This is a genomic window from Paenibacillus sp. FSL H3-0333 (assembly GCF_038002805.1).
GTDB classification, from domain to species: domain Bacteria; phylum Bacillota; class Bacilli; order Paenibacillales; family Paenibacillaceae; genus Paenibacillus_AQ; species Paenibacillus_AQ silagei.
In genome coordinates this window covers 6943458-6956421 of sequence record NZ_JBBODG010000001.1, presented here as the reverse complement: position 1 = coordinate 6956421, position 12964 = coordinate 6943458, and the positions used below count along the sequence as shown (strand labels likewise).

Annotated in this window: 16 protein-coding genes and 1 pseudogene; 11 read left to right on the top strand and 6 right to left on the bottom strand. The window is 47.5% G+C overall.

Annotated features, from left to right (window positions below):
• Positions 1 to 107: 107 nt before the first annotated feature.
• The 7 genes and pseudogenes from MHH78_RS30425 to MHH78_RS30395 all read left to right on the top strand — a co-directional run.
• Positions 108 to 200 (top strand): annotated as a pseudogene (locus MHH78_RS30425) (RidA family protein); the annotation flags it as partial.
• A 251-nt stretch (positions 201 to 451) separates the two neighbouring features.
• Positions 452 to 937 (top strand): ferritin-like domain-containing protein, encoded by a 486-nt coding sequence (locus tag MHH78_RS30420; protein ID WP_340826338.1) that lies wholly within the window; start codon positions 452 to 454, stop codon positions 935 to 937.
• Positions 938 to 1432: 495 nt separating this feature from the next.
• A complete protein-coding gene (locus tag MHH78_RS30415; RefSeq protein ID WP_341169868.1) occupies positions 1433 to 2425 on the top strand; it encodes an HD domain-containing protein in 993 nt (330 codons plus the stop codon).
• Positions 2426 to 2585: 160 nt separating this feature from the next.
• Positions 2586 to 2987, top strand: a complete 402-nt coding sequence (gene tnpA, locus MHH78_RS30410) for an IS200/IS605 family transposase (RefSeq protein ID WP_341170413.1) — start codon at positions 2586 to 2588, stop codon at positions 2985 to 2987.
• 6 nt (positions 2988 to 2993) lie between these two features.
• Entirely contained in the window at positions 2994 to 4067 is a 1074-nt protein-coding gene (tnpB, locus tag MHH78_RS30405) for an IS200/IS605 family element RNA-guided endonuclease TnpB (RefSeq protein WP_341169867.1), read from the top strand.
• 617 nt (positions 4068 to 4684) lie between these two features.
• The gene (locus MHH78_RS30400) at positions 4685 to 5155 is read left to right on the top strand and encodes a GNAT family N-acetyltransferase (RefSeq protein ID WP_341169866.1); all 471 of its coding nucleotides are present in this window, start codon (positions 4685 to 4687) and stop codon (positions 5153 to 5155) included.
• Positions 5152 to 5700, top strand: coding sequence for an HAD-IIIA family hydrolase (locus MHH78_RS30395; protein ID WP_341169865.1), 549 nt, complete (start codon positions 5152 to 5154; stop codon positions 5698 to 5700). The genes MHH78_RS30400 and MHH78_RS30395 overlap by 4 nt, the downstream gene beginning before the upstream one ends.
• 70 nt (positions 5701 to 5770) lie before the next feature.
• On the opposite strand, the gene MHH78_RS30390 is transcribed toward MHH78_RS30395, so the two are convergent.
• Complete coding sequence (locus MHH78_RS30390) at positions 5771 to 6481, bottom strand: hypothetical protein (RefSeq protein WP_341169864.1); 711 nt, start codon at positions 6479 to 6481, stop codon at positions 5771 to 5773.
• A gap of 729 nt (positions 6482 to 7210) precedes the next feature.
• Here MHH78_RS30390 and MHH78_RS30385 point away from each other — a divergent pair.
• A complete protein-coding gene (locus tag MHH78_RS30385; protein WP_341169863.1) occupies positions 7211 to 8329 on the top strand; it encodes a GGDEF domain-containing protein in 1119 nt (372 codons plus the stop codon).
• 1 nt (position 8330) lies between these two features.
• Here MHH78_RS30385 and MHH78_RS30380 read toward each other — a convergent pair whose 3' ends face one another.
• A complete protein-coding gene (locus MHH78_RS30380; RefSeq protein WP_341169862.1) occupies positions 8331 to 8909 on the bottom strand; it encodes a CGNR zinc finger domain-containing protein in 579 nt (192 codons plus the stop codon).
• Between the two features lie 165 nt (positions 8910 to 9074).
• Between MHH78_RS30380 and MHH78_RS30375 the strand changes: the two genes are divergently transcribed.
• Positions 9075 to 9569, top strand: a complete 495-nt coding sequence (locus MHH78_RS30375; RefSeq protein ID WP_036723331.1) for a DinB family protein — start codon at positions 9075 to 9077, stop codon at positions 9567 to 9569.
• Positions 9570 to 9719: 150 nt separating this feature from the next.
• On the opposite strand, the gene cmpA is transcribed toward MHH78_RS30375, so the two are convergent.
• Positions 9720 to 9857 carry a cortex morphogenetic protein CmpA gene (gene cmpA / locus MHH78_RS30370; protein WP_143803736.1) on the bottom strand — a complete coding sequence of 46 codons (138 nt, stop codon included), beginning with the start codon at positions 9855 to 9857 and terminating at the stop codon, positions 9720 to 9722.
• A 122-nt stretch (positions 9858 to 9979) separates the two neighbouring features.
• Positions 9980 to 10336: a hydrolase/acyltransferase gene (locus MHH78_RS30365; RefSeq protein ID WP_341169861.1), complete on the bottom strand. Its 357-nt coding sequence runs from the start codon at positions 10334 to 10336 to the stop codon at positions 9980 to 9982.
• A gap of 119 nt (positions 10337 to 10455) precedes the next feature.
• Between MHH78_RS30365 and MHH78_RS30360 the strand changes: the two genes are divergently transcribed.
• Entirely contained in the window at positions 10456 to 10941 is a 486-nt protein-coding gene (locus tag MHH78_RS30360) for a SprT family protein (RefSeq protein ID WP_341170412.1), read from the top strand.
• On the opposite strand, the gene MHH78_RS30355 is transcribed toward MHH78_RS30360, so the two are convergent.
• Entirely contained in the window at positions 10938 to 11579 is a 642-nt protein-coding gene (locus MHH78_RS30355; RefSeq protein ID WP_341169860.1) for a pentapeptide repeat-containing protein, read from the bottom strand. The two genes, MHH78_RS30360 and MHH78_RS30355, sit on opposite strands and share 4 nt — an antisense overlap.
• 32 nt (positions 11580 to 11611) lie before the next feature.
• Positions 11612 to 12046 (bottom strand): Lrp/AsnC family transcriptional regulator, encoded by a 435-nt coding sequence (locus MHH78_RS30350; protein WP_445668072.1) that lies wholly within the window; start codon positions 12044 to 12046, stop codon positions 11612 to 11614.
• Between the two features lie 132 nt (positions 12047 to 12178).
• Here MHH78_RS30350 and MHH78_RS30345 point away from each other — a divergent pair, with 132 nt between their 5' ends.
• Entirely contained in the window at positions 12179 to 12931 is a 753-nt protein-coding gene (locus tag MHH78_RS30345; protein ID WP_341170411.1) for an MBL fold metallo-hydrolase, read from the top strand.
• The last annotated feature ends 33 nt before the right edge of the window (positions 12932 to 12964 follow it).

The window sequence follows — 12964 nt, the reverse complement described above, 5'->3', positions numbered from 1 at the left end:
TACGAGTTAGTATGCGAAATTTCTGATCGATTGGAATGGACAAGTGTATCGCAGATACGAAACAACGACGGAACCATTGAAATACAGTCAGCGATTGAAGCATTGCTAAAGGTATCCATGCACGTTCAGTCTTTGGAGCTGTTTCGGTTAGAGACAATCTTCCAATCATCATTGATTCAATATTTGAGGTTGAGGAGTAAAAGAAAACCCAGGAGGATACCTTGGAATGCCGCTCATCCAGGGTGTTGTGATCACTGAATATTCAGATGAATATTCGCAAGATTGTCTCGCTACGATCAACCAACTTACAGAGCTGCTAGGCACCTACTACGTTTGGTGGGAGTGTTAATATAGGAACTGTGCATTAAACCTTTCTTCGAAATAATCACACTCTGGGCTTATGTGCATATAATTGATGATGTGATTATTTGCATTTCTGGAGGTTTAGCTCATGCATAGGATGTATCCTTATCCGTATTGGTGTAGATCACAATTCGTCCCCGTTTGGGCCACTACAACTCAAGAAGCACTTGAATTAATGAGGAATGCCGTACAAGGTGAACGAAATGATGAACTTTTTTATGATCAACTCATCAGACTTGCCCCGAACCAAGAACAAGTTGAAGTGATTACCTCTATTCGGAATGATGAAAGAGGACATAATCAAATGTTCCGACAAATGTATAAGGAATTAACAGGACATGAAGTAACAGGAGTTAGCAACGAAGCTCCGGATAATGTTAATTCTTATATTGCCGGGTTGCAACAAGCCTTCCAAGGTGAATTATCTGCTGTTGAGAAATATCGAAAGATATGGTTCGGTCTTCCGTACGGCATTTACAAGGATACTCTGTATGGCATTATTCTGGATGAGCAAAAACATGCGACTAAATATAACAATCTCCTGCTACAAAACTTAGCTGCAAATCAGTTCTGATCCTACGCACGAAGAGGCCTCTTCTCTCACAGGGAGTGGAGGGGCCTCTTTACTGATTAATACGCGTCTAGTTTTCACTGGCCGTATCTGGTGTAGAGTACATAAAAAATTCCCTTTCTGCTACGCCCCATATTCGGACTGCGCAGTGTGTGGACATCAGATCAAGTTAGCATGATATAATAGGTTAATTACTTTATTTGAAAATGGGGTAAAAATATGAAAAACGAAAAGAAGGAAGATCAAAATATATATAAATGGATCTCCATAATTAGTATTATATTAATACCTCTCACTGCTGGCATCGTAATTGTATTCGATATTAATCGAGGTCCAATGCAATTTCTTATAATGACTTTAGGTCTTTTATGCATCTCTTGGATAAATTGGTCAAAGTACAAAGAGAAATCTAATTCGTAAATACTTCTACTTCACAGTATGTGTCTACTGTACACTGGTCCGTATCTAGAATTTAAGAACCCAGGAGGAAACCTTGGAATGGACTTTCGGTTAAGACTTGATGGTGCTTTAGATGAAATCTATGAACCTCTATGGAAGCTCAGGATTCAGCTCACTGATGAAGAAAAAGCACTGCTCCGAAGCAAGAAGGTGCGGCGGCTTCATTACATTCGGCACGGAGGAGCTTCTTTCATCAATACCCACCATACCTTCAGCCGCTTACAGCATACGTTAGGTGTATTTGCGCTTACAGCGCATTTTGAGCCGGATAATCATACGTTGCGGGCAGCAGCATTGCTGCATGATATCGGACATGCACCTTTTAGTCATACGTTAGAATCCCTTCCAGGCGTGGATCATCATGAATGGACGCGGGAGGCCGTATTTTCACAGGAGATCGTTGACATCCTGTCACAGGCGAATATTCGCGCAACAGAGGTTATGGACTATGTCGATGGCTCAAAACGCAGCGTGTTGAGGAACAAGGACGGGGTTCTTCATGCTGATCATCTGGACTCCTTGGTCAGAAGTGCATTTGTCGGCGGTTATCAGACTATTTCGACTGGCGAACTTTTTGAAGCGATGAGCTATACAAATGGAAGTCTCCAGTTCACACTGGAAGCTGGTGAGCGTGTCACCGGGCTCATATGGGAAGAAGCTCGTATGCAAGCTTCCCCGGCTAACATCGGCGTAAACGCGATAATGAGGAAACTGGCTGGCCGCGTAATACATAAGGATGAAATTGAAGCAGCAAAGTTGCCGGCCATGACGGATACACATATTGAGCAGTTGCTTTGTAGTGATCCGTACACACGGGAAGAGTATGAGCAGTTGCTCATGGAATCATGGCGAATTCGCGTGTCGCGGGCAAAGCCTGCTTTTCCAGTGGAAACGGCAGTTTTGAGTAAGCTCTATCTCGCAATGCCGCTCATCCAGGGTGTTGTGATCACCGAATATTCACAAGACTGCCTCGATACGATCAACCAGCTTACAGAGCTGCTAGGCACATACTACGTTTGGTGGGAGTGTTAATATATGGTGAATCCAGAGAATTTAACCATCAGTTGACAGAATTACCCTATTTTCTTTAAGTGGGGGATGAATGGAAACGGTCTAATCTACATGGATTCTAACCGCCTAAGATACTATAATTAAAGTATTCAGTCGTATCTTGGAAAGGTCAGTGAAATCAATGAAATTAGATTCAAATAACCATTCAGTGTTCTCCCTTCATTTTCACCTTATTCTAGTCATCAAGTATCGTAGGAAAGTAATTACAGATCCAATATCCGAACGTCTGAAAGAGATATTTGCATACATTCAGCCTACTTACAATGTGACTTTGCAGGAATGGAATCATGACAGGGATCACGTTCATATCCTAATGAAAACTCATCCTAATACCGACATTTCTAAATTTCTCAACGCTTATAAGAGTGCATCATCTAGGTTGATCAAGAAGGAGTTTCCTACCGTCCGAAAATCACTTTGGAAAGAGGCTTTTTGGTCACGCTCCTATTGCTTGCTTACAACGGGTGGAGCGCCAATAGACGTCATTCAAAAATACATCGAAAACCAAGGTGTGAAAGGGTGATCGCCATTGCTGAAAGCCTACAAATACCGTATCTATCCAAGCCATGGGCAACAACACTACTTCGCTAAAGTGTTCGGATGCGTTCGCTTCATCTACAATAGAATGCTTGCAGATAAAATTGAACATTACAAGCAAACGGAAACGATGCTGAGGAATACACCCGCACAATACAAAAAGGAATTCGACTGGCTGAAAGAAGTCGATAGCCTTGCCTTAGCGAATACACAACTGAATTTAGATAAGGCTTATAAGAATTTTTTTCGGGATAAGAAAACGGGATTTCCTAAATTCAAGAGCAAGAAGACGAATAATCATAGCTTCACAACGAATAACCAAAATGGAACAGTTGCTATAGAGGATGGATATCTCAAGATTCCAAAGCTAAAGACTGGCATTAAAATCAAGCTGCACCGCCCATTCGTGGGGCTGATCAAATCATGCACGATTTCAAAAACACCAACGGGAAAGTATTATGCTTCCGTATTGGTTGAAACGGATATCGTCCAGTTGCCCAAAATGCATACGAAGATTGGCGTTGATCTTGGGCTGAAAGACTTTGCTATGACTTCAAATGGCGAAATCATATCCAATCCTAAATACTTGCGTACGTCTGAAAAGCGATTAGCGAAGCTGCAAAAGGATGTATCGCGGAAGAAGAAGGGAAGCCATAACCGTCATAAGGCTAGGCTGAAAGTTGCCAAGCTACATGAAAAAATAGCGAATCAGCGTAAAGACTTCTTGCATAAAACGTCTGCCAAAATGATAAACGAAAACCAAGTTATCGTGATGGAAGACTTACGTGTAAAGAATATGCTGCAGAATCACAAACTTGCAAAAGCGATTAGCGAGGTAGCTTGGAGTATGTTCCGTTCGATGCTTGAATATAAGGCTCAATGGTATGGCAGAGAACTTATTATTGCCCCTAAGCACTATGCAAGTAGTCAGCTTTGCTCCTGTTGCGGTTATAAGAACGCAGAGGTGAAGAATCTCGCCTTGCGAGAGTGGACTTGTCCAGAATGTAACGTGCATCATGATCGCGATGTAAACGCTGCTCAAAACCTACTGAAACTAGCCATGTGATATTGCAATGAATGGGCTAGGGACTAGCCTTTGAGCTTGGGTAAACTTGGAGCAGTAGCTTCATTGACCAAGAAACCGCCACCTCTTAGGTGGATGGTAGTTCACCTTGCAAAGCATGTGGAAGTACCACCTTTGTAAAAGGTGAAGTGAATGCAGTGGATGCTAGAGTGATGCCGATTGGTAAAACCTTTTCCTTTGGCTCCCCGGTTATCTATACATTTTGTAAAAAGTGCGGAGAGGTAGCCTCCATTCGAATTAAAAATCCGGATAAATTTTGAACATAACATTTCGTAATCAAATTTAATGAGGAGTGAATTTATATTGATATTCTTTAAATTAAAGCCCCTATTTAAATTAACTGCTCTGGTTCTTACTGTCTTTGGCTGCTACGCGCTTATTATAAGATTATTTTTCTAATGATCTTTGTTCATTTGATACTTCGCTTTATGCGTCATTCTGGATCCCATTTGGATTAAGCAGTGGTAGTGTTTTGTGTGGCGAGTAAGCCCCCAAGTTCGGGCAGTGTAGTTTAGTTTTATTCAACTTCCACCTGGTTTTTAAAGATGCCTGTTTGTATAATTATTCCATACACGGCTAGCCAAGAGGAGAAGTGAATTATGCACATACAGACAGAACGACTCAACATTATTGCCTTTACCCAAGAAAATTACATAAAAGTATCAGAAACGTATTCTATCAGAAATCATATCATTAACTATTTGGATAAGCTTAAAGGAGACCCTGAATTGTCGGGCTGGGGTGCGTGGTTTGTGACCTTAACGGATAATCATCAAATTATCGGTGACATTGGGTTCAAGGGAAAGCCCGATCATCAAGGAATTGTAGAAGTTGGATTTGGCCTTATTCCTGAGATGCATAATAAGGGGATAGCCACTGAGTCGGTAGGAGCTATTATAGAATGGGCCTTATCTTCAAAAAAAGTCCAAAAAATTGTGGCTGAATGTCTTATCGATAACATTTCATCTATCAGAGTTCTGGAGAAATTGAATTTTACACGAACTGGAATAGAGAACGGAATGATTAACTGGGAATTAGTAAATGATCAATCTAGAGGTGAGTCTGCGTGACCCTTCAAGCTGTATTTATCGATCGCGATGGAACCTTGGGCGGGAACGGCCATTTCATTCACCCCCGGGATTTTGAATTATACCCATCCTCAATAGAAGCATTGCAACTACTCAAACAACATGGAATTCCGATCATCGCCCTTACAAATCAGCACAATATATCGAAGGGGCGGGCTACAGAATTAGACTTTAGGAATGAATTTGACAGTTACGGATTTAACGCCGCATACATATGTCCGCATGAACCCGAAGACGGCTGTGTATGCCATAAACCGCAACCTGGAATGCTTCAGCAAGCGGCCACTGATCTTGGATTAGATTTAACCCAGTGTGCTGTGATTGGCGATGTGGGTTCAACTGATATGCTTGCAGCGGCAGCAGTGGGAGCCAGAAGAATTCTGGTCGAGACAGGCTGGGGGATGCAGTCTTTGGATAAATACCGTCACCTGTGGTATGAACAGGCAGAACCAGATTACATCGCGAAAGACCTTCTGGATGCGGCAAAATGGTTGGTTAGCACAATAAAGCGGACAACGCCTGAATAGGGCAGTGTTGTCCGCTTTGCTTCTTTACAGCTGTATGTTGGAGCGATTTTGAATGTATAGCTACGCTGGATTATTGCACGTTTTCCGGGTTGAACTCCTTTAGGCGGATCAAAGGCTTTTTCCTCTGAGTTCCTTTTTTCGTTGTGGTATGTCCTTGTTCGTCCGTTCGCCGCTCTATAAATTGTCCAGTCAGATAGTTAATGTCATCCTCGTCCGCTTGATCCATGGTGGTTGCTCCTGTGAAGTAGCTTCCGCTTGTCGCTCCAATCAAAAACCAATCCTTATCCTGGTAGCGGAATCTATATTTGTTATACCATCTCCAGTTGCTCCCTCCGTAATCGCTAACCAGGACAGACCCCCGATTAATGGTAAGGCTATCAAAAGGATCGCCCCATATCCCGCCCTCATCCGCTTTTAGAATGACATTGTCTGCGATGATCGAGAGGGTATAAGAATTGTTTTTGCTGCCAAAAGCGATTAAGAGTGACCGGGGAGACGCCTCGTCCTTGAGCGCATTTTTCTCAATGACCATTGCCAGATCGGGGATACCATCTTTATTCAAATCCCCTTTGGCGATAGCCTTCTCTCCCAGACTTGGCTCTAACATGTGCCAACCTGCCGGAATTAGTGCATTAATGTTATTTGCTTTGGCTTCCGGTGATGGGGTATGGGTTGGCGCTGCTTTTGCCTCCGCATTTTGAAGTTGAGAAGGATCACTACACGCCATTATGCCACTTAAAAGTGCGATAACACCTATGGACCTTACTATTAGTTTTTGCATTGAGTCAGATTTCCTTCCTCTTCATGTATTTCCTCTAAATAGTTACCTTCACCACCAGTATTATATCGAATGGCTTGATGAACATGTAATACCTTGCACACAACAAAAAGGCTACAATATTGAGAGATTTATAGATATGTATATTTACTTGCGATGGATTAAAATAGAAAAAGAGAGCCGGTGCGAATGCCAAGTTCCCATGAAATCCCCGGGAGATTCGCACCACGGAATTTGTTGAATCCCTGAAGGATTGAGAAAGGCGTGATTCATACTCTTCTAATATAGTATGATGGGAAATGAAGTGAAACGATATGGGAAAGGCATAGGTTATGCTGTTTTCCGCTGTCGCACTCTACACGAGTGCGTGGATTGAAATAAGCAGATGCTTGAAGATGATGGTCCAATTATGTGTCGCTCCTCATGTAGGAATATGTATTAAAAGTGGGGAAAATCGGCACTATCACAGGCATGGTCTGGCCTCTCCTTATGTACGAGCATGGATTGAAATTACACAAAGAATAATCGCCCTCATACCAACAACCTGCCCCCAAACTCCCAACCCTACGTCCTTTCGCCCCCGATACTTCACCCTTCCCCCAACCCAATTTCCCACCCCCGTACATATCCCACAAGTGAGTATCCGACCCGGACCCTGGCATGTTAAAATAGGAGAAATGTGTACATCCTAGTGTGAATTTAATCGGGGGGCAACAGGTGAGAGCGTGGAGATTGAGAGATTACATGGGCCCTTCGGAGACTTCTGCGCACCGGCAGGCGAAGTGGGTCAAGCGGTTTCTGTATACGTACTGGCTGGTGATTGTTCTGCATTTTCTGGCCCAGCTTGGGTCTTTCATCTGCTTGCCGTATCCCATGGGGGCGCATGAATTCTATTATGAGGTGCTGCTGTATCCGACGCTGCTGATGAGTGCGGTGGTCGGGTTGACGCAGCTGGTGGATGTTGCGGCACCGAAGTATTCCTTCGTGCTGCTGTTTGTGGCGGGGACGATTATCGCGATGATGATTATTCATCTGAATATGGACATCCGGATTATCGGGGCGTTGATGCTGCTGCCGATTATGGCGTCGGCGATCTTTTTTCGGCTGGATCTCACCTTGTTCACCTCCGGCCTGCAGGCGGCGGCCTTCTTCATTCTGTATCGCTGGGATTACTGGTTCAAGTATTATCTGACGGATTTCGATCTGATTGCGATCCCGCTCTTCCTGCTGGTCGGCACACTGGTCGCGGGGATTATCATCATTAACGGGCGTGAGCTGGCAAGCGATCTGGAGGCTACTCTGACGGCGAAGCAGGATCTGATGATCGAGAACGCGGTGATCCGCAAGCTGTCGACCACCGATGCACTGACGGGGCTGTATAACCATATTTCTTTTCACGAATTCTATGAAAAAGCGCTGGAATACGGCAGCCAGGGCGCCCCGTTCCATCTTGCGCTGGTGGATATCGATAATTTCAAGCAAATTAACGATAAATATGGACACCGTACGGGGGATCTGGTGCTGGCCCGGGTCGCGCAGGTCATCAAGGAGCATCTCTCTGCGGCAGACATTGCTGCCCGCTACGGCGGCGAGGAGTTTGCGGTGTTGCTGTTTGAGAAAAGCTTCGAGGAAGCCTACGCGCTGATTGAACAAGTCCGCCAGGAGCTGTCGCATACGTCCCATGAGGAGATGGAGCAACGGGCGGTTACTGTCAGCATTGGCCTCAAGAGCTATGACGAAGGCACCACCAAAGAAACGCTCTTCGAAGAAGTCGATAATCTCCTCTATACGGCCAAGCACTCCGGCAAAAATACTACGCTGACCCCGATGACCCAGCGGAACGCTGTGTAGATTAATCCTTTGAAGCTTCACCCTCCGCTGCTTTTTTGCGTGCCCGGAACCGCCGCACCTTCATCAGATTCCCGCACAGCTTGTCGTCGCAGTACCGCTTCGAGCGGTTGCGGGTATCGTCGTAATAGACCCAGAGACAGTCAGGATTCCCGCAAATGCGGAAGCGAGAAGGTTCCTTCTCCAGCAGTGCAGCCGCAAAAGAGGCGGCAATCTCCGCCATCACCTGCCCCCAATCCGCACCCTGCGGCTGGAGGGAGATCTCTGCGTCACCTGCGGGCGTCCAGACCACACGGCGAACAACCGGCCCGTTGCCCATGTATACATTGAGCTGCGCAAGCAGCGCTGTAGACGGAGATTCTCCCGCGACCAGCCGCTGCAGCTCGTCCCACAACAATCCGCGCAGTCCTTTGAGTTGCTCCAGCTCCTCCGGCAACATAGGCCCGGCCGCCGGCAGCTTATGCTCCTCCAGCCATTCCCCCAGCCACTTGGGGTCTTCCAGCCGGTCCTGGTCCGTGCTCCGGTCACTAGTCCGCCAATTCCGCCAATAGCTGTTCATGAAATCTACCCACAGCACGTTCATCGGTCCTTTCGTTTCTTCCTTCCCTTGATTGTAACAGTTCAACATAAGTTTTGCTAGTTACTTGATCCGCTCCTGCAAATATGTTACATTGCTCATGTAACTGTTATTCGGGTTGTTTAGTCGTTACCGAAGCATGTGCACCCACAAATTACAGGAGGGATACAGGTGGAAAACAAAATTAGCGATGTGCTGATCGAGAACTGGGATTATGCGATGGATATTGAGGATTGGGCACCGCCGCTTAGCGCTGCGCTGGAGGGTGTGACCAGTGAGCAGGCTCTCTGGAAGCCGGAGGGCGCTGCGGGTAATTCAATCTGGGAGAATGTGAATCATCTGACTTATTATAAGGAGCGTCTGCTGCGTAAGCTTAAGGGACTGGAGAAATTGCCTGATCTGGAGAGCAATGATGCTACATTCACTGTAACAGGAAGCGGGGAAGAGGACTGGAAGCAGGCGGTAGACAAGCTGAAGTCCATTCATGCCTCGCTGCGCGAGATTATTGTAGCTCTGGAGGAAGGCGCATATGAATGGGGTGGCTCCGGACATGCGCCGGGGGAAGAGGTAATGAGCCTGATTCTGCATGATGCTTATCATACGGGACAGATTGTACTGGTCCGCAAGCTGCAGGGCTCCTGGCCGGGCACACGCCGTTTCGATTAAGCATTATTATCACCTTGGAGTTCTGTTTTTCCTGGTGAAATACGTATTCCCGATGTTCAAATAATCCGGCAGCCCCGTGCAGACTTAGCCGGATTCACGCCAAAAAGCCACGATGCCCCTTAGGGGATCGCGGCTTTTTTTTGACATAACCTATACGTTCTTCTGGATCATCTCGTGGGAATCGGCGGTATTCCGGTAAAAGAACCAGCATTCATTCAGCAGTCTAATCTGACGGCAGTCCTTCTTGAAATAGGCCTTCATGAGCTGTTGGCGAAGCCATTGTGGCAAGGGTACCCCTCCTCTGCATGCTTCCTGTGTATAGATAGCATATGGGGGAATACGCCCAAAGGTGCACGGTTAGTTTCAGGTAGCCAAGCCGAATTTCACATGGCCGCCCGGAACCAGCGTTACTACACCCGTTCTTCTTCCTCTTCATACCATTGTTCCAGCTGGGCCTGGAGCGCCCGGATTTCGGTCAATAGTGAGATCAGCGGGTAATGCTCCTCCTTAATGGAGGCAAAAGCCTGCTCCAGCCGGTTAATATACGCCAGCCCCGACTCCAAGTGATGCTCTTCGCGCAGCAGCTCCAGCGCCTCGCATTCGGCCACCGCCCGCGGCAGTCCGGGTACATTCTCGGCTGTCAGCTTGTCGATTTCTTTGTTCAGGCGAAGATTGAGGGCGCTTAGCTGGTAAGCATATTCCTCCGGCATCTCCACGAATAGCAAATCCTGATCCTGCTGCATAATTACGTAACGCATTCTAGGCATCTTTCATTCTCCCTCCGGACTTGTCTTCCTTCTTGACAGTGTAGCGTATGGGCAAGTTACAATTCAAGTAGTGATCTAATTTCAGGTGGAGAGGACCGTGAAGGAACGCTATGACCAGTATGAGCAACGAAGAGCTGCAGCAATGGATTGAGCAGGTGTCACTGAAGAGCTTTGGCGTGCCTTTCCGGCATACGGCGAGCTTTAACAGCAGACTTACGACAACCGGCGGACGATATTTTACCAAGAGCCATAATATAGAGATTAACCCCCAGCAGCTGGCGATGTACGGACGGGAGGAGACGGAGCGAATCATCAAGCACGAGCTCTGCCACTACCACCTGCATCTGGCGAAGCGGGGATATATGCACCGGGATGCTGATTTCAAAACACTGCTGGCCCGCGTAGGCGGCAGCCGGTATTGTCAGACCCTGCCGGGCGCCAAGGCCCGTAAGCCGCAGCCTTACCGGTATAAGCTGGTATGCATCACCTGTGCCACTGAATATCTGCGTAAGCGCCGGGCCGATCCCGGGCGGTACCGCTGCGGTAAATGCTCCGGCAAGCTGAAGCTGATTGCGTTAGAACCGGGCGCGGGTCCGGCTACTTAATTTTTGATAACCAGACCTAGTAGTCCGGCAAAAGAAGCCGCCTGCTCCGCAGAGATGATGCAGCCCTCCAGATCCTGGAGATCGACCAGAAGGCCGGTGAACTCGCAGTCGCTCAGGTCAACTCCCTTCAGCTTGCATCCGGCCAGCGTGGCCTGCTCCAGATTACATTCCGAGAAATACAGGTCTTTCAGGGTGGACTGGTAATAATCCGCGCTGACCAGCGAGCTGCGCTCGAAGGAAGCCCCTTTGAAGTTGACGAAACGGAAGACCGCGAATTCCCCGATACATCCGGTGATGGATACATTTTGAAATCGTGCTCTGGTGAAGTCTGTACCGATCATGCGGCAATCCCTGAATTCGGTCCGGTGTATGAAGGCGTCGCTGAAATCCACATTGGACAGGTCGCAATGATCGAAGATCACATCGGTAAGCTCAATGCGTTGCAGCGAGGATTCGGTGATGGTGACGTTTTTGAAAATGGTTTTATCGAAGGCTACCCGGGTAGCCTCCTGATATTCAATGAGCGCCCCTTCAAATAGGCAGCGGCTGAATTCATCTTTTGAAGCAAGGGTGTGAATGTCCTGCGGCGTAAGTAGCCCGGGATCTGGGATTCTGGGTGGTTCTATCTTGTTATTCATGTCGGCCTCCTTGGCATTTCTTATGCTTAATGCTATTTGATCTGGCCCATGTCCAGGTTGACCCGGTAATTGCCGTACTTCAGCAGTTCGTCCAAGAAAGCAGTCAGCGCGTCCTGATCCACAGTGCGTACCCGCATTAAGTAACAGCCTTCCCCGCTGATGCGGTACAGCTCAGTGACACTCTCATGGGTCTTCGCAAAAGCCTGAAAAGGCGGATGATCCTTGTTGCTGCTGAGAAAAACCGTGATAAAGGCATGAATGTTCTGACCCATCCGCAGCGGGTTATAACGGATGGTGTAGCCTTCAATGATGCCAAGCTCCCGCATTCTGCGGACACGTGCGCCTACCGCCTGGCCGGTCAGATGGACCATCGCCCCGATATCCTTATGGCTTAAGGTGGAATCTTCGATCAGGAGCTGAAGGATGCGGTAATCGGTGTTGTCGATGAGATTAGGGGACATATTCATGAATTCCTTTCGGGCTGAAAGCAGAACGTAAGAATCTCTTTCGCGGCACAATGTCTTCTGTTCTTGCGCTGATCTATACTTATTGTATCAGAATTTGATCTTAAGGAAGAGAACCGGGAAGAGGTGCATATGATGAAAATAAAGCTGATCCGCCACGCCACTCTATGGCTGGAATACGGCGGTGCGACGTTTCTGATCGATCCCATGCTGAGTGCGCAGGGTGTGAATCCGCCAATTATGAATTCGGGCGATGAACGCCGAAATCCCCTGGTATCCCTGCCCGGTCCGGTTCAGCAGTGGCTGGAGCCGGATGCTGTGCTGGTGACGCATCTGCATCAGGATCACTGGGATGCTGCAGCAGTAGAGCAGTTGTCCAAGGAGTTGCCGGTGTATTGCCAGGAAGGTGATGGGGAGCGAATTGCTGCCCAGGGCTTTGAGCGTGTTACAGAAATTATGGATACCGGCTCTATGTCCGTCGGCGGTGTGACCCTGACACGTACAGGCGGGCATCACGGGACAGGGGAGATAGGAGAATTAATGGGTAAGGTCTCCGGCTTCGTCTTCCGGGCGGAGGGCGAACCTGTGCTGTACCTGGCGGGAGATACCATCTGGTGCGAAGAGGTTCAGCAGGTGATAGCGGGGCAGACACCGGAGGTCATTATAGTCAATGCCGGAGGTGCCAGCTTACTGAGCGGAGGCCTCATTACCATGAATGAACAGGATGTGGTGGAGGTATGCCATTGCGCTCCGGCTGCTTCGGTAATTGCTGTGCATATGGATACGATTAATCACTGCCATGTAACGAGGGAGCTATTGAAGCAACGCCTTGAACAGGAAGGCTTACTTAGCCGTGTGGCTGTTCCGCTTGACGGAGAGTGGGTCTGACATAAGCGACACCTATAGGGATACCCTACAGAT